An 18,734-nucleotide genomic window follows, 5' to 3' on the forward strand; every position below is an offset into this window, starting at 1 on the left:
ACCGCGCTGAGGGATTGCCAGACGCCAAGCCGCACGCTAAGGCGCAGCTCATGCCCCGTTATGCCCTGAAAATCGAATACCACGGCGCGCCCTTCGTTGGCTGGCAACGCCAGACTGATCTGCCGTCGGTGCAGGGTGCGGTTGAGACGGCACTCGCCAAGCTGGAACCGCGCGGCCATACCATTGCCGCGGCGGGTCGCACCGACGCCGGCGTACATGCGCTGGGACAGGTCGCACATTGCGACATGAAACAGGATTGGGACGCTTTCCGTCTGTCCGAGGCGCTGAATTACCACCTCAAGCCGCAGCCCGTCGCAATCACCGCCTGTGCTGCAGTCCCGGATGATTTCCACGCGCGTTTCTCTGCATGCGAGCGGCGCTATCTGTTCCGCATCCTGAGCCGCCGCGCACCTGCCACACATCAGGACGGGTTGGTCTGGCAAATCAAGCATGAGCTTGATCTCGAAGCGATGAACGAAGCCGTCAGCTTTCTGCAAGGAAAACATGACTTTACAACCTTTCGTTCAACCATTTGCCAAGCGGACAGCCCGGTAAAGACACTCGACCACCTCAGCGTGGCGCGTGTCGAAACCCTTGGCGGGCCAGAATATCACTTTGACGTCCGTGCCCGGTCTTTCTTGCACAACCAGGTACGCAGTTTCGTGGGTACGCTGGAACGGGTCGGCACCGGTTCGTGGTCACCTCAGGATGTGCAATCAGCGCTTGAAGCGCGGGATCGCTCCGCATGCGGCCCAGTTTGTCCGCCGCAGGGGCTTTACCTTGCGCATGTCACCTACCCGCAGGATCCGTTCGCCTAAAGCGCGTTCCAGTCCCCGTGATGCAATCCATCCGCATCCACACGCGCAAACCCATGTGCGCCAAAGAAATCACGCTGCGCCTGTATCAGGTTCGTCGTCCCCCGACCGCGGCGCATCGTATCATACCAGGCCAGAGACGCGGACAGCGCGGGCATCGCGACCCCGGCAGACACCGCCGCCGCCAAGGTGCGGCGCAGGGCTGGAACGCTTTGCGCCAAAAGGGCGCGCATCGCTGGTGCGAGGATCAAATGCCCACCTGGCAATTCATCGCGGAAGGCATCCGCAAAATCGTCCAGCAGGGCCGAGCGGATGATGCAGCCCGCCCTCCAGATCTCGGAAATACGGGCAAGGTCCAGCGACCAATCAAATTCCTCTGACGCAGCGGACAAGACCCGAAAGCCTTGCGCGTGGGCCAGAATGCGGCCAGCAAGCAGCGCCTGCTCAAGGTCAGCATCTGTGGGCAGTGCAGCACCAATGGCCCCCTCCACAAGCAGTGGCTCTGCCAGCTCGCGCACCGTCTTCTCCGATGACCAGCCGCGCGCGCCGACCGCTGCCTCGATCGTGCTTGCCGATTGCCCCATCTTCAGCGCTTCGATCAATGTCCAGCGACCTGTACCCTTTTGCCCGGCCTGATCAAGGATCACGTCCACCATCGGCTGCCCTGTTTGAGGGTCAACCGATTGCAGCGCCGCCGCCGACACCTCGATCAGGTAGGAACTGAGAGGTCCGTCCTGCCAATGTTCAAACAGCGCGCCGATATCCTGTGCAGCCCTACCACCAGAGTCCCGCAACATTCCGTAAACCTCAGCTATCATCTGCATGTCGGCTTACTCGATGCCGTTGTGCACCGTCTTGACGAAATGCCCTGCCCCGTCCGGCCCCAGGTGATCCACGCATGGGTCGCCCTCGAATTTCGCCGCAATCGCTTCGACCATCGGGCGCAGCGCGGTCCAGGAATGGTCCGTACCGCCCACCATCATCGACGGGCCGTGCCGCGCGCCCTCTTCGCTACCCGATACGCCCAAGCCAACGAAATGGCGCCCCGTTCCCTCGAAGGCTTGGGACCTGCGGCGCGTGGCGTTGAAATCGGCGTTGCCGCCGTCAATAAGCGTATCACCTTCCTCCAGAAGCGGACTGATCGCGTCAATCATGGCATCCATCGGTGCACCAGATGGGATCATGAAGAGGATATTGCGGGGCCGTGCGATGGCTTGCACAAAGGCCCGCAACTCCGCTTCACCGACCATACGCTCTGACAAGGGTCCGGCGTCCTGCAGAAAGCGGCTGATCCAATCAGCTTCGCGGTTGGATACAGCAACGTGAAACCCTTTATCGGCAAAATTCAGCGCGAGGGCAGAGCCCATTGTGCCAAGGCCATAAACCCCGATGTCTGCGCCTTTTGTCATAGCTCATCTGCTCCTGTTTATCGGCCCCAAAGTGCGTGCAGGGGCTCCACAACACAAGAGCGAGAGGAACTCGGTTAATACACTTGAAAAACGAATCACGTATGTTTATGTTAAGTTGCTAATAAAAATGAAAAATTGAGTGGTAGTTTTCAGTGATCCACGTTCTCAAACGTGCATGGGCAGATATGCTTATGCCTATTCTTCAGCGTCCCAAGCGCGTGCAGGTCGCCGCGTTGTGTTATAAAAACACGGAAGACGGGAAAAAGGTCCTGTTGATCACCAGCCGGGATACCGGACGCTGGATTCTGCCCAAAGGCTGGCCTGTTGAGGGCAAGGATGGACCCGGCTCTGCCCTGCAGGAGGCGTGGGAAGAGGCTGGCGTCAGCAAGGCTGATATCGAAGAAGAGCCGATGGGGTACTACGAATACGCGAAGGGCCTTGATAACGGCGTGAGCGTCCCCGTTGAAACCCAAGTTTATATGACCCGCGTGCGCGACCTTAAGAAATCCTACCCTGAAGTTGATGAACGCGAGCGGCAATGGTTCTCGCCTGGCGAAGCCGCCAATCTGGTCGACGAACCTGATCTCAAAGAGATCCTCAAGGCGCTCTGAGCCTTCCGCCCCACAGGCTGCGAAACTCTGCTGTCATGCCTTGTATTGACGCCCCCCTTATGCCACCCGTGCCGAAAGGGCGATAAGACAGGGGAGCCGGGCACGCATGGCACAGGGACCGCAAGGCAGCCAGTGGAAGACACTGGACACCGATCTTAATCGCATTTCTCAGGTAGAACTGGCCACAGCCTACGTGGCACGTCCACTGGTCGGACCGGGTATCGCGCTCGCCTTCATGGTGATCGCGGGTATCATGGCCGCCATTTTCTTTGGCCAGACACCGGTCAGTTTTGTCGTCGTCGCGGCGGCGGTCTTTGGGGCCTATATGGCCGTGAACATTGGCGCCAACGATGTCGCGAACAACATGGGACCTGCGGTCGGGGCGAACGCGCTGACCATGGGCGGTGCCATCGCAATTGCTGCTGTATGCGAAAGTGCAGGCGCGCTCTTGGCAGGCGGTGATGTGGTCTCGACCATCTCGAAAGGGATCATTGACCCGACCTCCATCGCGGATACGCAGATTTTCATCTGGGCGATGATGGCCGCCCTGATCTCTTCGGCACTTTGGGTCAACCTTGCCACTTGGGCGGGCGCACCGGTTTCGACCACCCACTCGGTTGTTGGCGGCGTGATGGGGGCCGGGATTGCCGCCGCTGGTCTGACCGCTGTGAACTGGCCATCCATGGGTCTAATTGCCGCCAGCTGGGTCATATCCCCGGTCCTTGGCGGCGCAATCGCTGCGCTGTTTCTGGCCTTCATCAAGGCCCGCATCCTGTATCAGGAGGACAAGATCGCCGCCGCACGGACCTGGGTGCCTGTACTGGTGGGCGTCATGGCGGGGGTTTTCGCAGCCTATCTGGCGCTCAAAGGTCTCAAACGGATCATCAAGATCGATCTGTTGACCGCCCTCATCATCGGGTCGGCGATCGGAGCGATGGCTTACGCCATATCAGCCCCGCTGATCAAACGCGCCTCCGAAGGCATGGAAAACCGCAACAAATCCGTCAAAATCCTGTTCGGCCTACCGCTCGTCCTCTCCGCCGGTTTGCTGAGTTTTGCCCATGGTGCCAATGACGTGGCGAATGCAGTTGGGCCGCTTGCCGCCATTGTCCACGCAACCGAATTCGGCGGGTTCGAAGCGAAGGTGGCGATCCCCACATGGGTCATGGTCATCGGTGCCTTCGGGATCTCATTTGGCCTGTTCCTTTTTGGTCCCAAGTTGATCCGCATGGTCGGCAGTCAGATTACCAAGCTGAACCCGATGCGGGCCTATTGCGTCGCACTGTCTGCAGCGATCACCGTGATCGTGGCAAGCTGGTTGGGATTGCCCGTCAGTTCCACTCATATCGCAGTGGGCGGGGTGTTTGGCGTCGGCTTTTACCGCGAATGGCATATGGAACGGCGGCTGCGCCGTCCGGGCGTGACCGCAGGCCAAGTGAAAACCATCGCCAACGAGGAACGTCGTCGCCGCAAACTGGTGCGTCGATCCCACTTCATGACGATCGTCGCGGCATGGGTGATCACGGTACCTGCGGCTGCGCTGCTGTCAGCTGTCGTGTTCCTGATCCTCAACGCGCTTGTGAGCTAGGATGGTCGATTCTGCGAAAGTTCTGCGCGCAGGCTCTCAGGCGTCAAGTTTGGCAGCCCCTCTTCCGCCAACTCAGCGGTCTTCATCACGTCCACGACCATCGCGTTGATGGGCGTAGGCACGCCAGCTTCTGCGCCCTTTCGCACGACCATACCCTGCAATGCATCAATCTCGGTGGGCCGCCCCTCCATCAGGTCATAGGACATCGACGCCCGCGCCTGCGGATCGATCTTTAGCATGGCCGACGCGAGGCGCAGGAAGATCGCATTGGGTAATCGCAACACCAACGGCAGCGCACCGACCGGCACAGGTGTGAAAGACTTTGGCTTTATGCCGCAAGCTTTCAGCACGCTATACGCCTCGGCCCACTGGTCGGCCATCAGCCTGCGCCACCCGCGATTTTTCAGCTGTTCCTGCAATGGCAATCCGCTGAGTGCGTTCAGCGCATTGTTAAGGTTCATCAGGAACTTACCCCATTGCACGCTTTCGATGTCGCGGCTTTCCACGCATTCCAAGCCGGGAGCCTGCATCACGGCCGCCAGATCGCCCGGTCCGGCCTCAACCACGACGTCGCCCTCTACCGCGCGATGATAGCACCCCTGCCCCATTGGCACGACGTTGAAGGCGACCATCCCGGCGCGCACATCGCGCCCCGGCAGGCGCTTGCGCAACACCTCGGCATTGGTCACGCCGTTTTGTAGGCTGACGACCGGCGCATGGCGCGGCGCGTATTGCGCGATCTCGCGACCCAATGCATCTGTGCTGCGTGACTTGACCGTGACCAGAACAACATCTGCCTCTTCCATGCAAGCCGGGTCTTCGGACAGCCCGATGGCATCCGCTCGGACCTGCACGGCCATGCCGTCCAGATCTGTCAGCGTCAGCCCATGCGCCCTGATCTCTGCGGCGATGCGCGGGCGCACCAGCAGGGTCACATTGCGCCCTGCCGCTGCCAATAGTCCCCCGACAAAACAGCCGATGGACCCCGCACCCGCTACCACGATATGCGGGTCGCTATCCAGTTGATCCGCATCAGCGTCCAAGGCAGTACCGCATGATGGCCTTTTGCGCGTGCAACCGGTTTTCGGCTTCATCGAAGATCACCGAATGCGGCCCGTCCATGACCGCGCTTGTCGCCTCATCCTCGCGGTGGGCAGGAAGGCAATGCATGAACAGCGCGTCTTCCTTCGCCTTGGCCATGAGCGCCTCGTTCACCTGATAGCCGCGCAATTGATTGTGGCGCCGTTCCCTTGCAGATTGGGGGTCGTGCATGGAAACCCACGTATCCGTCACCACCAGATCGGCGCCCTGCACAGCAAGATCCGGATTACGTTCGATCGAATAGAGGCCCTGCAGATCCGGATGTGGGTCCAAAGGTGGCGGGCCTGTAAACGTCAGGTCAAAATCAAATTGCTTGGCCGCGTGGGCAAAGCTTGCAAAGACATTGTTGCCGTCACCGGACCAGACGACCTTCCTGCCCTTGATCGGCCCGCTATGTTCTTCGAAGGTCATAACATCGGCCATGATCTGGCAAGGGTGGCTGGCGTTGGTCAGCCCGTTGATGACCGGCACGCTGGCGTACTCCGCCATTTCCAGCAGCGTCTGTTCTTCAAACGTGCGGATCATGATCAGGTCGACATAGCGGCTGAGCACGCGGGCCGTATCAGCGATGGTTTCACCATGGCCCAATTGCATGTCCGCACCTGACAGAACCATGGTCTGCCCGCCCATCTGGCGCACGCCTACGTCAAAGCTGACGCGGGTCCGGGTCGATGGTTTTTCAAAGATCAGCGCAACCATATGGTCCTTGAGGGGCTGCTCCTCATCAAGCGCCCCTTTGGGCCGTCCCGCCCGGGATTTCTTCATGCTGATTGCATTGTCGATGATGTGCCGCAAGTCGTCCTGCGGTGTGGTGTGGATATCAAGAAAATGTGTCATCTAAGTCTCTGAATGTCTGGCGCGGCCCTGCCAAGCAGGAGCTCCGCTGCGGAAATTTCGGGTCGAAAGGGATCAGGAAGCGCTCAGGCTGCCTGCCGCGGCGTCCAGTCTGGATACGGCCTCGGCAATCTCCTCATCGGAGATGGTCAGCGGTGGCAGCAGACGCACCACATTGTCGGCAGCAGGCACCGTGATCACCTCGTGGGCGTAGCCTGCATTGACCACATCACCCGGTGCGACCTTGCACTTCAGCCCCAGCATCAGCCCCGAACCACGCACAGCCTCGAAAACATCGGGGTGACCGGCAACCAGCCCCTCCAGTTTCTGGCGCAGCAGGCTTGCCTTGCGGTTCACCTCGGCCAGAAAATCCGGGTCGCTGACAATATCCATCACCGCACAGCCCACCGCGCACCCAAGTGGATTGCCGCCATAGGTTGATCCATGGGTGCCCGCCGTCATGCCTGACGCCGCATCTTCCGTCGCCAGCACCGCACCCAGTGGGAAACCCCCGCCGATACCCTTGGCGACCATCATGATATCAGGCGTCACACCGGCCCATTCATGGGCAAAAAGCTTGCCCGTTCGGCCCACGCCGCACTGCACCTCATCCAGAATCATCAGGATGCCGTGTTCGTCACACAGATCGCGCAGGCCCTTGAGACACTGGTCTGGAACAGCGCGAATACCGCCCTCCCCCTGTACCGGCTCCACCAGCACGGCGCAGGTCTTGTCATTGATCGCCGCATTCAGCGCGTCATGATCGCCAAAGCCCAGATGCACGAAACCGGGCAGCAACGGGCCAAAGCCCTTTGTCATTTTCTCGGACCCTGCCGCCGCGATACCCGCGGAGGAGCGGCCGTGGAACGACCCGTCGAAAGTGATGATCTCGATCCGCTCAGGCTGACCTTTGTCATAGAAATACTTGCGGGCCATCTTGACGGCCAGTTCACAGCTTTCCGTGCCGGAATTGGTGAAGAACACCGTGTCTGCGAACGTGTTGGCAACCAGCTTGTCCGCCAGCGCCTGCTGTTGCGGGATCTGGTACAGGTTCGAGGTGTGCCACAGCGCATTGGCCTGCGTGGTCAACGCCTCGACAAGCTTGGGATGGGCATGTCCCAGCGCGTTCACAGCGATGCCTGCGCCAAGGTCCAGAAAGCGTCGCCCGTCCGCCTCGGTCAGCCAGGAGCCTGCGCCGGAAACAAAGCTTAACGGTGCACGGTTGTAGGTCGGCAGAACGGAAGAGATCATCTGGATCATCCTTTTGATGGGCCGCTAAAGGCGCAAGAGGCCATGGGCGGCGCGTGTGGTCAAGTATGTTTGGGAAAGGTGCAGCGCACCGGGATCAGACCTGCGGCATGCAGGCCACGCGAAAGGGATCAGCCTTGGCGTCGTCGGGACAGGATATGTGTCGTCGTGATCATGTCGTCCCTCATAAGAGGATTGCGCAGGCTTGCATAGCCCTGAAATCGTCCCTTGTGGGTGGGCCGGCTTTGGACGCATAGGACCGTATGTATCAGGCCAAGCCCCCCAACAATGCCCTGGCCGCGCTGCTGATCGCCGCTGCGACGGCGTTCATTGCGGCGACGACCCTGTTGGCGAAGGCCCTTGGCAGTGACGCGCTTGGTCCTGCCCTTCACCCGCTGCAGATCAGTCATGGCAGGTTTCTTTTCGCGTTCATTGGCATAGCCACTGCCGCATCCATCCTGCGGCCCAAGCTGACCCGGCCCAATTGGCGATTGCATATCGCACGCACCAGTTTCGGCTGGGCTGGCGTGACGCTGATGTTTGCCTCCGTCGCCTATATCCCACTGGCCGACGCAACGGCGATTTCGTTCCTGAACCCGGTCTTTGCGATGATCCTTGCCATCCCGCTTCTGGGGGAAAGCGTGGGCCGCATTCGGTGGTTCGCCGCCGCACTCGCCTTTGCCGGCGCTCTGATCCTGCTGCGGCCGACGCCCGAAAGCTTCCAGCCTGCCGCGCTTCTTGCGCTGGGGGCGGCAATGATCATGGGAATGGAGCTGATTTTCATCAAAAAGCTCAGTCAGCGCGAGAACCCGTTTCAAATCCTGCTTTTTAACAATGCGATGGGCGTGATCATCGCCAGCGTGGCCGTGATTGCCTTCTGGCAGCCGCCAACCGCCGCGCAATGGGGCCTTCTGATCGCGGTGGGGCTTTGCATGAGCGTCGCGCAGGCGTTCTTTGTCAACGGCATGGCGCGCGCAGAGGCCAGCTTTGTCGCGCCTTTCAGCTATGGTACACTCATTTTTGCAACGCTATACGACAATCTCTTCTATCGCGTGGTGCCCGATGCTGTTACCCTGATCGGTGCAGGCATCATCATTGCAGGCGCCCTACTGCTTGCCTTCCGAGAGGCGCGCTTGCGCAAACCGATGCCGCCGCGTCCAACCACCTCGGTTTGACGCTTCCTCCCTTGCACGCAGGCCCGGAACGCTTAGTATAGGGGACTGAACAGAACAAGGCGGTCCAAGGGGGCCGCTTTTTGACCAAAGAGAGACCTGCGATGTCCTGGACCGATGACCGCGTTGAGACGCTGAAGAAAATGTGGGGCGAAGGCCAGTCGGCAAGCCAGATTGCCAAAGAGCTGGGCGGCGTGACCCGCAACGCCGTAATCGGCAAGGTGCACCGTCTGGGGCTGAGCAACCGTGCCACCAGCGGCGGTGCGGCAAAGGCGGATACCAAGCCCAAGGCCAAGGCGGCGCCCAAGGCCGAAGCCAAGCCAAAGTCAGAACCAAAAACAGAAAAGCCGGTGATGAAGACCGAAGCGGCCGCTCCGCCCAAGTCCACCCTGCCCGCGCGCAAGCAGATTATTCCGGCAGGCCAGCCCCTGCCACCGCAGCCTTCCGCGAACGAGATTTCGCCTGAAGCGCTGGCGAAAGTGAACGAAGTTGAAAAGAAGGCCAAGAAGATCGGCCTGATGGAATTGACAGAACGCACCTGCAAATGGCCCGTGGGTGACCCCGCGACCGAGGATTTCTGGTTCTGCGGCCTGCCAGTCAAGCAGGGCAAGCCCTATTGCGAAGCGCATGTTGGCGTGGCCTTCCAACCGATGTCATCCCGTCGCGACCGTCGGCGGTGACGCGTTCCTGAATAAGAGTTCTTGAAAGGCGATCCGGGTGGGTCGCCTTTTTCTTTGGTATAGTTTTTTGCCCCACGCAGCTAAATTCCTTGAGAGACATTTGCGCAATGTTTTGCAGAACACTGTCACCCTTTGCAACATTCCCAACAGAACAGTGAGTTGCACAAGACCGCCCCGCATGCTTCACCCTTGGGCAACATTTCCCGAAAGGCCCGCCCATGACCCAGACCATTCGCGCCGCAGATGCATTAGCCCGCCGCCTCTATGCTGTCGGATGCCGTACCGCCTTTGGCATGCCCGGCGGCGAGGTACTGACCTTGATCGATGCACTGGAAGCAGCAGGCATCCGGTTTATTCTTGCCAAGCACGAAAATGCCGCTGGGTTCATGGCCGAGGGCGTCCATCATCGTGACCACGCCCCTGCGATCCTCGTTGGGACCATTGGCCCCGGCACCCTGAACGGCGTGAACACGGTAGCCAACGCGCTGCAGGATCAGGTGCCACTGATCGTGTTGTCGGGCTGTATGGATCCGGCCGAGGTGCAGACCTACACCCATCAGGTCATTGATCAGCAGGCTGTCTTCCGACCGATTACCAAGGCAACATTTGCGCTTACCGCTGATGCCGCCCACGTGATTGCAGACAAGGCGGTGACCATCGCCACCGAGGGCCGCATGGGCCCTGTCCACATCGATGTGCCGATCACGGTCGCAGACGCGCAGATTTCAGCAGACGCCCCTCCACCGCGCAAACCAGCCAGTCCGACCGTACCCAGCGGCACTGATCTGGCCATCGCACGCGGCTGGCTCAAGACCACCACCCGCCCTGTCATGATTGTTGGTGTCGATGCATTGAACCAACATGCCGAAACCGCGATCATGGAATTTGTCGAGGATCACAACGTTCCCGTCATCACCACGTACAAGGCCAAGGGCATTTTGCCCGAAGATCATGCGCTGTCGCTGGGGGGCGCTGGCCTTTCACCATTGGCGGACAAGACATTGGTGCCTTTCGTACAATCGGCAGATCTGATCATCTGTGTGGGCTACGATCCGGTTGAAATGCGCCCCGGCTGGCGCGACGTCTGGCACCCCGACACCCAAAACGTCATCGACATCACAGCCGCGCCCAATCACCACTATATGCACCAGTCCACGTTGAATTTCATCACAGACTGCGCGGCAACACTGGGCGCGCTCAGCGATGGGTTGGACGGCAACGCCACATGGACCGACGGCGAAATCGACACAGCCAAGACTGCCCTCACCAAAGCCTTCCCTTCTGAAGAAGTTTGGGGCCCTGCCGCGATAATCGATACCTGCCGCAAGGTACTGCCCCGAAACACGCTTGCTTCTGCCGACAGCGGGGCACATCGCATCCTGCTCAGCCAGATGTGGGAATGTTACGCACCCCGTGACCTGATGCAGTCATCGGCTCTTTGTACGATGGGCTGCGCCGTGCCCATGGCGATTGGCGCGAAACTGGCCGCGCCGGATCGTCCTGTGATCTCGTTCTCCGGTGATGCAGGCTTCCTGATGGTGGCGGGCGAACTCGCGACGGCAGCGGAGCTGGACCTTGCCCCGATCTTTGTGGTGTTTGTGGATGCCTCGCTTGCGCTGATCGAAAAGAAACAACGCGAACGACAACTTTCCAACCATGGCGTTGATTTCGCCCAGCACAATTTTGCCGCCATGGGGGTGGCTTTCGGCGGTGCCGGCACAACCGTCCGCAACCGCGACGAACTGGAGAAAGCGCTTAACAAAGCGATGTCGGCCAACACGTTCACGGTCATCGCCGCGATCATCGAACGAGGGGCGTATGATGGACGCATCTAAAGGCGCATTGGACGGCCTCTTTGTCCTCGATCTCAGCCGTATCCTTGCCGGTCCGACCTGTACGCAACTTCTGGGCGACATGGGTGCCACTGTCATCAAAGTTGAAAACCCCAAGAGCGGCGGTGATGATACACGCGGCTGGGGGCCAAACTATGCGCGGGACAAGGAGGGCAACCCGACCGACCTGTCGGCTTATTTCATGGCCGCCAACCGCAACAAACGCTCCATCGCGGTTGATATCGCCACCGAAGAGGGCCAGCGTATCGTCCGCCACCTTGCCGCCCGCGCTGACATTGTGATCGAAAACTTCAAACCTGACGGGCTTAAGAAATATGGCCTTGACCACGCAACCATACTCAACGCTCATCCGTCACTGATCTATTGCTCTATCTCGGGCTACGGACAGACCGGCCCGAACCGCGACAAACCCGGATACGACCTGATGGCTCAGGGGTTCAGCGGGATCATGTCGATCACCGGAGATCCGGACGGTTCTCCGATGAAAGTCGGCGTCGGCATTGCTGACGTGATGTGCGGGATGTACGCGACCATCGGCATCCTTGCCGCGCTGCGCCATCGCGACCAAACCGGCGAAGGCCAACACATCGACCTTGCCCTTGTAGATGCCTCCATGGCCTGGCTGATTAACGAGGGCACCAACTTCCTCACCTCCGGCCAGTTGCCCGAACGACGCGGCAATGCGCACCCCAATATCGTGCCTTACGACGCCTTCGCATGCGCCGACGGTCATTTCCTTCTGGCAGTGGGAAACGATGCGCAGTTTGCGCGGTATGCGGATGTGATCGGCCTGCCGGAACTGGCCAACGATCCGCGTTTTGTCACAAATCTTAGCCGGATCGAAAACCGCGCGGCATTGATGGACCATATTCTGCCGGCCATGAAAGCCATGACAAAAGCCAATCTGTTGACAGCCCTTCAAGCCGCCAAGATCCCTTGCGGCCCGATTAACAACATTGAAGAGGCGCTGACCTCGGAACAGGCCCGCGCCCGCAATGCCGTTGTGGACGTACCCCGCGCCAACATTGACAAGGGACTGGTCCAACTGCTGGCCAACCCGCTGAACTTCTCTGCGACCCCCGTTCGGTATGACCGTGCACCGCCACACTTTGGGCAGGATACGAGCGAAGTGCTTGAAACATGGGGGCCAGACGCGAGAGATTTCGACGAGTAAGTCCGCCTGAGTTCAGCCCGTTGTGCGGATTTTAGCCTGCATTTCGGAATTTTCACGCGGTATTTGTCACAAATCCTCACGAAAGCTGCGCGCCGCTTCACGTTGGCGTGTGACGGGCGCCAAAGTCGTTCTTTGAAATGTCCAAACCGCGTACCCCTTATGTCAGGACGACTGACCTCGAAAGGGCCGCTCAATGAAAACAGACATATGCCATGCCCCTGTGACACTGGAATATGACGCGTCAATTGACAGCTGGAACGCCATGATACGGGCTTTCCTTGCCCACAAGCCCGCGACACCTGTGCATCTGGGCGAAGTGCTTGAGGCTGAGCCGGGTTTTGCCATGGGTCACGCCGCGCGTGGATTGTTTTCGCTGATGATGGGCAGGGCAGAGATGTGGCAGGTCGCTGAAGATGCCCGTGCCGCCGCCCATGCTGCCCGTGCGCAAAATGCGATGACCAGGCGTGAAGAGGGATGGCTCGACGCGCTTGACGCGTGGCTGGCCGATAGCCCGACAGGGGCGATCAGCGCGCTTGAAAGCATTCTGGATCACCTTCCATCCGACACGCTCACCGCCAAGGCCAGCCACGCCATCCGCTTTATCCTTGGCGATGCCGCTGGCATGCGCGCGTCGGTCGAACGTGTCCTGCCGGCCCATACCTGTGATCACCCTCTGCGGGGCTACCTCATGGGATGCCACGCTTTCACGCTTGAGGAAACCGGGGATTATGCGGCGGCTGAACTGGCCGGTCGCGCCGGGCTGACCTATGCGCCTGACGACGCATGGGGCCTGCACGCGGTGGCCCATGTCCATGACATGCGCGCAGAACCAAGCGCAGGCATCGCGTTGATTGAAGATCACAAGAGCGCGTGGGACGGTGCCAACAACTTTCGCTACCACGTCTGGTGGCACAAGGCCCTGCTGCATCTGGACCGGGGCGAAATGGACATTGCCCTTGACCTCTATGACAGCCAGATCCGTGCCGACAAGACCGACGACTACCGCGATATCGCCAATGCAACATCGCTGCTGATGCGACTGGAGCTTGAAGGCCGCGATGTAGGCAACCGGTGGGACGAACTGGGCCAATTGGCAGAAGCGCGGATCGACGATGGCTGTCTCGTCTTCGCCGACCTGCACTACCAACTGGCGCTGGCGGGCGCAGGCAAGGGAGAGCCAGCACAGGCAATGGCCACCAGATTTGCCCGCGATGCCAAGCAAACCGGCGATATGGCCGAACGTGTCGCAGACCCCGGCATCACCGCGCTTGCCGGCCTAAATGCTTTTGCCGAAGGGCGATACGGCGACGCCTTTATCCAACTGGCGGATGCCCGCCCAAAGATGCAGACCATCGGCGGCAGCCACGCCCAGCGGGATGTATTTGAACGCATGACCATTGACGCAGGCCTGCGTGCGGGCCATTTCGACGCAGCAGAACAGGTCTTGCTGGAAAGACTGGCACTGCGGGCAGGAAAAGAAGATCGCTTTGCCGCCACCCGGTTCGACCAGTTGTCGCGTGCGCGGCGCATCCCCGCGCAATAAGTCATAGGCCACTGCCAAATGAGCCTCGCTGATACCGCCTCCACGATGAAATCCCGCCCCGTTACAGCATTGGGCGAACAGTCTGGCACGCGCATCCGTGATCTGCGACTGGATTTCTTCCGTGGCCTCGCAATGTTCATTATCCTTTTTGCGCATACACCCGGCAACAAGTTCACGCTTTGGATCCCCGCACGCTGGGGCTTTTCCGACGCCACAGAGATCTTCGTTTTCTGCTCCGGCATGGCCTCTGCCATCGCCTTTGGCGGTGCCTTTGCCCGTTCAGGCTGGCTGCTAGGCACGGCACGCGTGCTGTTCCGCGTCTGGCAGGTCTATTGGGCGCATGTGGGGCTTTTCTTTGCCACGCTGGCACTGTGCGTCTTTCTGACCGATCTCGATATCATCGGACGAAATTACTGGGGGCAGCTCAATCTCTGGATGATTTTCGTCGAAAGCGACAAGTGGGATAATCCGGGTATGCTGCTCAGTTTCATGACGCTGCGCTGGGTCCCCAACTATTTCGACATCCTGCCGATGTACATGATTGTACTGCTGATGATGCCAATCGTTATGGCCTTGGCCCGGATTGACCTGCGCCTTGTGGCGGCGTTTGTGATCGGTGTTTGGCTGATGGGGCAGACGGCGCTATTGGCTGGGTTTGGTCTAGGACATCTGCACCTTGAATTCCCGGCCGAGCCGTGGACAGACCGCACGTGGTTTTTCAATCCTTTCGGCTGGCAGCTGATCTTTTTCACCGGTTTCGCCTTTATGCGTGGCTGGTTGCCCAAGCCGCCGGTGACGCCCACGCTGATGGTGTTTGCGGTGCTGTTGGTGGTGGCAAACATTCCGCTGTCCAGCATCGGCGTACGTGAATTTGGGTTCGAATGGGCCCGGGACTGGCGCGCGGCCTATCAGCCGCTGATCGACAAGTCAGATTTCGGAATTTTGCGCTACGTTCATTTTCTGAGCCTTGCCTACGTCGTCTGGGTTTTGGCGGGCGACAAGGGAAAAAACCTGCTGGCGTCCGGTGACGGCACGCTGGCACGCGGCTGGTCGCGGTTGTTGGCGGTGATCCTGAAAGTCGGTCAGCAAAGCCTCGCCGTATTCGTCGTCTCTATGTTTACGGCCCGTTTTCTGGGCTTCCTGATGGATATCTACGGGCGCGACTGGCCGACAACCATCTTGGTCAACCTATTCGGTGTCTGCGTGCTCATCAGCGTGGCTTACGCAGCAGGCTGGTTCAAGTCACAGCCCTGGCGGGCAAAGGTCGCATCATGATCCGCCGTGATGTCCTCAAATCCCTCGCCTCACTGGCCTTGGTCCCTGCCGCCGCATGGGCCAAGGAGTCGGGCTTGCAGCTTGGCGACGAGACCGGCGGCTTCAACTCGGATACAGTGATCCGGCGTGCGAAAGAGATGGCAACGCAGCCCTTCGCGCCGCGCCCGCTCATTCCGCAGAGTTGGCGCGATCTGACATATGACCAGTATCGCAAGATCTGGTTCGACAGCCGCAACGCGCTTTGGGAGGGCAGCGATGTGCCCCAGCGCGTAGATGTTTTCCCTCCGGGCCTCTACTTTCCGCAACCCGTTGCCCTGTACGTGGTGGATAACGGGGCGGCGCGTCCTATTGCCTTTGACATGGCCGTGTTCGACACAACGGACAAATTTCCAGACGTTAAAATTGACGGTACGCTGGGCTATTCCGGGCTGCGCCTGCGCGCTGAGCTAGAGAAAAAGGGCATCTTTCAGGAATATGCCGTGTTTCAGGGGGCCAGCTACTTCCGTGGCATCGGCACCGGGGAAATCTATGGGCTTTCCGCGCGTGGTCTCGCACTGAAAACCGGCGATCCAATGGGAGAGGAATTTCCTGACTTTACCGCCTTCTGGCTTGAAACGCCCCAGCCCGGCAGTGACACCATCATACTGCACGCGCTTCTTGATAGCCCGTCCTGCAGCGGCGCATATCGTTTTGAGATCACCCACGGCAGCGTGCTGGAGATGAAGGTCGCAGCAACACTTTTTGCGCGCGTGGACATCAGCCACGTCGGCATCGCGCCACTGACATCAATGTTCCTTTTTGACGACACCATGCGTGACAGGTTCTCGGACTTTCGACCGGCGGTCCATGACAGTGACGGCTTGCTGATGCACAACGGTGCAGGCGAGGTCATCTGGCGACCACTGGCAAACCCGAAAACCCTGCAGATCAGCGCCTTTTCCGACATGGGCCCGCGTGGCTTCGGACTTTGCCAGCGCAAGCGCCGCTTCTCCGATTTCAACGATCTTGAGGCGCTGTATCATGACCGCCCCGCCGTGTGGATAACTCCGGGAGAAGACTGGGGCCGGGGCGCTGTCACCCTTGTAGAAATCCCCACAGACTTAGAGATCTACGACAACATCGTAAGCTACTGGCGGCCATCGGACCTGATCCTTGCCGGTTCCGAACATAGCATGACTTACACACTGCACTGGGGCGCAGATCCCGTGGCTGCAACGGCAGATGTACCGGTGAAGGTCCTGAACACCGCTATGGGCGGACGTCCCGAAGGCGGGCAGATCATCGCCATTGACTTCGCAGCCTCGGACCGCGTTCCGCAGGACCTGAGCACGATTGAAACCCTCGTCCGTTCTTCCACTGGCACCGTTACGCCTGGAATCGTTCAGCGTAACCCGGAAACAGGCGGTCCGCGCCTTGCCTTCACCTTTATGCCCGAAGACGCCACCTTGGCCGAATTCCGCGCCCAGCTTCGTCTGGGGGGTGAGCCATTGAGTGAAGTCTGGCTATACCGGTGGACCGCGTGATGCTGGACACAAGCCCACTGCTCAATTCCATGCCGCCCCGCGAACCGCTGCAGATGCAGGTACAGGATCTGGGGGCTGCTCCGGCCAAACGGGCAAGCGCACGCACACCCGCAAGGCCGACAATCTGGCGCATCGCTACCTTTGCCCCTGCCCTGATTGGCACCGCGCTCTTGATGTACGGCATTTATGGTTGGCTCGCAGCGGCGGGGATGACAGGTCTGGAATGGGCGCTGCTGATGATGATCGGCGCAACCTTTGTTTGGGTCACGTTATCTGTCAGCACTGTCGGTGTCGCAATCGCAGGCTTGTTGGCACGGGAACAAGCAGACAGCCGTTCACCGCAAAGCATTATCCCCCTCGATGTTGCCCTCCTTGTGCCCATCTACAACGAAGTGCCTTGGGACGTTTTTGGCAATGCTTCAGCGATGCTGGATGATCTGGCCGCACACAAGGTGCCGCATCGCTACACGCTCTTTGTCCTGTCAGACACGCGTGATGAAACAATCGCGACGCAGGAATGGCAGGCTTATCAGCGCCTTGCGGCTACCGCCCCGTTCCCTGTTTACTATCGCCGCCGCAAGGCAAATACCGACAAAAAGGTTGGCAATATCCTTGACTGGATCACTGGCTGGGGGGCGGCCCACGAGGCGATGGTGATCCTTGATGCCGACAGCCTGATGTCAGGCCGCGCTATTGAGCGGCTGGCTTCGGAACTCTCCTCTGACCCTGACGCCGGTCTGATCCAAACGTTCCCGATGCTGATCGGTGCCGAAACCCTTTTCGCCCGGATTCAGCAATTCTCCAATATCGCCTACGGTTGGCTGCTGGCCGAGGGGCTCGCGCTCTGGTCGCGCTCCGAAGGAAACTATTGGGGGCATAACGCGATCATCCGCACCCGTGCCTTCGCGCAATGCGCGGGGCTGCCGCACCTGACCACCCGCGGCCGCGCCGACCTGATCCTCAGCCACGACTTTGTAGAGGCGGGCCTGCTGCGCCGCGCAGGCTGGGGCGTGCGATTTCTGCCGCGTGTAACAGGCAGCTTTGAAGAAACCCCCGGGACCCTGATTGACTACACATTGCGTGATCGGCGCTGGTGCCGGGGCAACCTGCAACACCTGCGACTCTTGCGCACCAAGGGGCTTCACCCTGTCTCGCGCTTTCACCTCTTCCACGGTGCGGTCAGCTATCTGCTGTCGCCTGCATGGTTCTTGCTACTGGTGATCTGGGCGCTGCTGGGCAAGGACGCAGATACCAACGTGATCCGCTATTTCAACGAGGCAAACCCTTTTTTCCCCGATTGGCCCCCGGCAATGAGCCATATCGACAGCGCCGTTTTCCTGATCATCATGTACGCCATGCTGCTAACCCCCAAGATTGCCGGAGCGGCCATCATCTCGGCCACGCCTGCCGCCTCCCGGATCTTTGGCGGCCATCGCGCCTTTCTGACGGCCTTCGGTACTGAGGTTTTGTTGTCCATCGCCTATGCGCCCATCATGATGATCCAGCAAACCAAGGCGGTGATACACGCGGCTTTCACCCGTTCCGAACCGTGGTCGCCGCAACGCCGTGATGCGCAGCACTACCCACTGATCACGCTGATCAAGTTTCACTGGCTTGAGACAGTGCTGGGGCTGATGCTCACGGTCGGTCTGGTGGGCGGCCTCATCTCTCTCTGGCTGCTGCCAATCGCGGCAGGTTTGCTGTTGGCGGTGCCGCTTTCTGCCCTGTCCGCACTTAACATCGCCGAATGCGCACCACGCAGCCTTGCCATGAACAGCCCCTATACCTTGCGTGAGCCGAAAATCGTAATGCGCGCCCGTCTGGCGCGGGCTCAAATCAAGGCGCAGCTAACCGTGAACGTACCAGCCGAATAGAAAACGCACGCCAGACCGACTGAAAGGTCTCGCC

The 18,734-nt window shown here is 59.9% G+C and carries 14 protein-coding genes and 1 pseudogene; 11 read left to right on the top strand and 4 right to left on the bottom strand.

What is annotated here, in order from left to right; all coding sequences use genetic code 11:
• Positions 1 to 50 precede the first annotated feature (50 nt).
• On the top strand, positions 51 to 818 hold the full coding sequence (gene truA / locus GV827_RS07955; protein WP_164353264.1) for a tRNA pseudouridine(38-40) synthase TruA: 768 nt from the start codon (positions 51 to 53) through the stop codon (positions 816 to 818).
• Here truA and gndA read toward each other — a convergent pair.
• Positions 815 to 2,224: pseudogene (gndA, locus tag GV827_RS07960) on the bottom strand (NADP-dependent phosphogluconate dehydrogenase). The gene truA and the pseudogene gndA overlap by 4 nt on opposite strands.
• Positions 2,225 to 2,376: 152 nt before the next feature.
• Between gndA and GV827_RS07965 the strand changes: the two are divergent.
• The gene (locus GV827_RS07965) at positions 2,377 to 2,835 is read left to right on the top strand and encodes an NUDIX hydrolase (RefSeq protein WP_164353265.1); all 459 of its coding nucleotides are present in this window, start codon (positions 2,377 to 2,379) and stop codon (positions 2,833 to 2,835) included.
• A gap of 106 nt (positions 2,836 to 2,941) precedes the next feature.
• A complete protein-coding gene (locus GV827_RS07970; protein ID WP_164353266.1) occupies positions 2,942 to 4,423 on the top strand; it encodes an inorganic phosphate transporter in 1,482 nt (493 codons plus the stop codon).
• Here the strand turns inward: GV827_RS07970 and GV827_RS07975 are convergent.
• From GV827_RS07975 to GV827_RS07985, 3 genes are all read right to left on the bottom strand, one after another.
• On the bottom strand, positions 4,420 to 5,466 hold the full coding sequence (locus GV827_RS07975; protein ID WP_235930289.1) for a 2-dehydropantoate 2-reductase: 1,047 nt from the start codon (positions 5,464 to 5,466) through the stop codon (positions 4,420 to 4,422). The two genes, GV827_RS07970 and GV827_RS07975, sit on opposite strands and share 4 nt — an antisense overlap.
• Positions 5,456 to 6,361, bottom strand: coding sequence for an ornithine carbamoyltransferase (gene argF, locus GV827_RS07980; RefSeq protein WP_164353268.1), 906 nt, complete (start codon positions 6,359 to 6,361; stop codon positions 5,456 to 5,458). Before argF ends, GV827_RS07975 begins: the two co-directional genes overlap by 11 nt.
• A gap of 72 nt (positions 6,362 to 6,433) precedes the next feature.
• Entirely contained in the window at positions 6,434 to 7,609 is a 1,176-nt protein-coding gene (locus GV827_RS07985) for an aspartate aminotransferase family protein (protein WP_164353269.1), read from the bottom strand.
• A gap of 260 nt (positions 7,610 to 7,869) precedes the next feature.
• On the opposite strand from GV827_RS07985, the gene GV827_RS07990 reads away from it, so the two are divergent.
• The 8 genes from GV827_RS07990 (at position 7,870) to mdoH (ending at position 18,700) form a co-directional block, all read left to right on the top strand.
• Positions 7,870 to 8,781 (top strand): DMT family transporter, encoded by a 912-nt coding sequence (locus tag GV827_RS07990; protein WP_164353270.1) that lies wholly within the window; start codon positions 7,870 to 7,872, stop codon positions 8,779 to 8,781.
• Positions 8,782 to 8,882: 101 nt separating this feature from the next.
• Positions 8,883 to 9,458, top strand: coding sequence for a GcrA family cell cycle regulator (locus tag GV827_RS07995; RefSeq protein ID WP_164353271.1), 576 nt, complete (start codon positions 8,883 to 8,885; stop codon positions 9,456 to 9,458).
• A 218-nt stretch (positions 9,459 to 9,676) separates the two neighbouring features.
• Positions 9,677 to 11,293: a thiamine pyrophosphate-binding protein gene (locus GV827_RS08000; protein WP_164353272.1), complete on the top strand. Its 1,617-nt coding sequence runs from the start codon at positions 9,677 to 9,679 to the stop codon at positions 11,291 to 11,293.
• Entirely contained in the window at positions 11,280 to 12,485 is a 1,206-nt protein-coding gene (locus GV827_RS08005; RefSeq protein ID WP_164353273.1) for a CaiB/BaiF CoA transferase family protein, read from the top strand. The genes GV827_RS08000 and GV827_RS08005 overlap by 14 nt, the downstream gene beginning before the upstream one ends.
• A gap of 193 nt (positions 12,486 to 12,678) precedes the next feature.
• The gene (locus GV827_RS08010; RefSeq protein ID WP_164353274.1) at positions 12,679 to 14,028 is read left to right on the top strand and encodes a tetratricopeptide repeat protein; all 1,350 of its coding nucleotides are present in this window, start codon (positions 12,679 to 12,681) and stop codon (positions 14,026 to 14,028) included.
• Positions 14,029 to 14,046: 18 nt separating this feature from the next.
• On the top strand, positions 14,047 to 15,303 hold the full coding sequence (locus GV827_RS08015; protein WP_164353275.1) for an OpgC family protein: 1,257 nt from the start codon (positions 14,047 to 14,049) through the stop codon (positions 15,301 to 15,303).
• On the top strand, positions 15,300 to 16,826 hold the full coding sequence (locus GV827_RS08020; RefSeq protein ID WP_164353276.1) for a glucan biosynthesis protein: 1,527 nt from the start codon (positions 15,300 to 15,302) through the stop codon (positions 16,824 to 16,826). The genes GV827_RS08015 and GV827_RS08020 overlap by 4 nt, the downstream gene beginning before the upstream one ends.
• Positions 16,826 to 18,700: a glucans biosynthesis glucosyltransferase MdoH gene (gene mdoH / locus GV827_RS08025; RefSeq protein WP_164353277.1), complete on the top strand. Its 1,875-nt coding sequence runs from the start codon at positions 16,826 to 16,828 to the stop codon at positions 18,698 to 18,700. The genes GV827_RS08020 and mdoH overlap by 1 nt, the downstream gene beginning before the upstream one ends.
• The last annotated feature ends 34 nt before the right edge of the window (positions 18,701 to 18,734 follow it).

Origin of the sequence: Sulfitobacter sediminilitoris (assembly GCF_010667575.1) — a bacterium.
GTDB lineage: Bacteria > Pseudomonadota > Alphaproteobacteria > Rhodobacterales > Rhodobacteraceae > Sulfitobacter > Sulfitobacter sediminilitoris.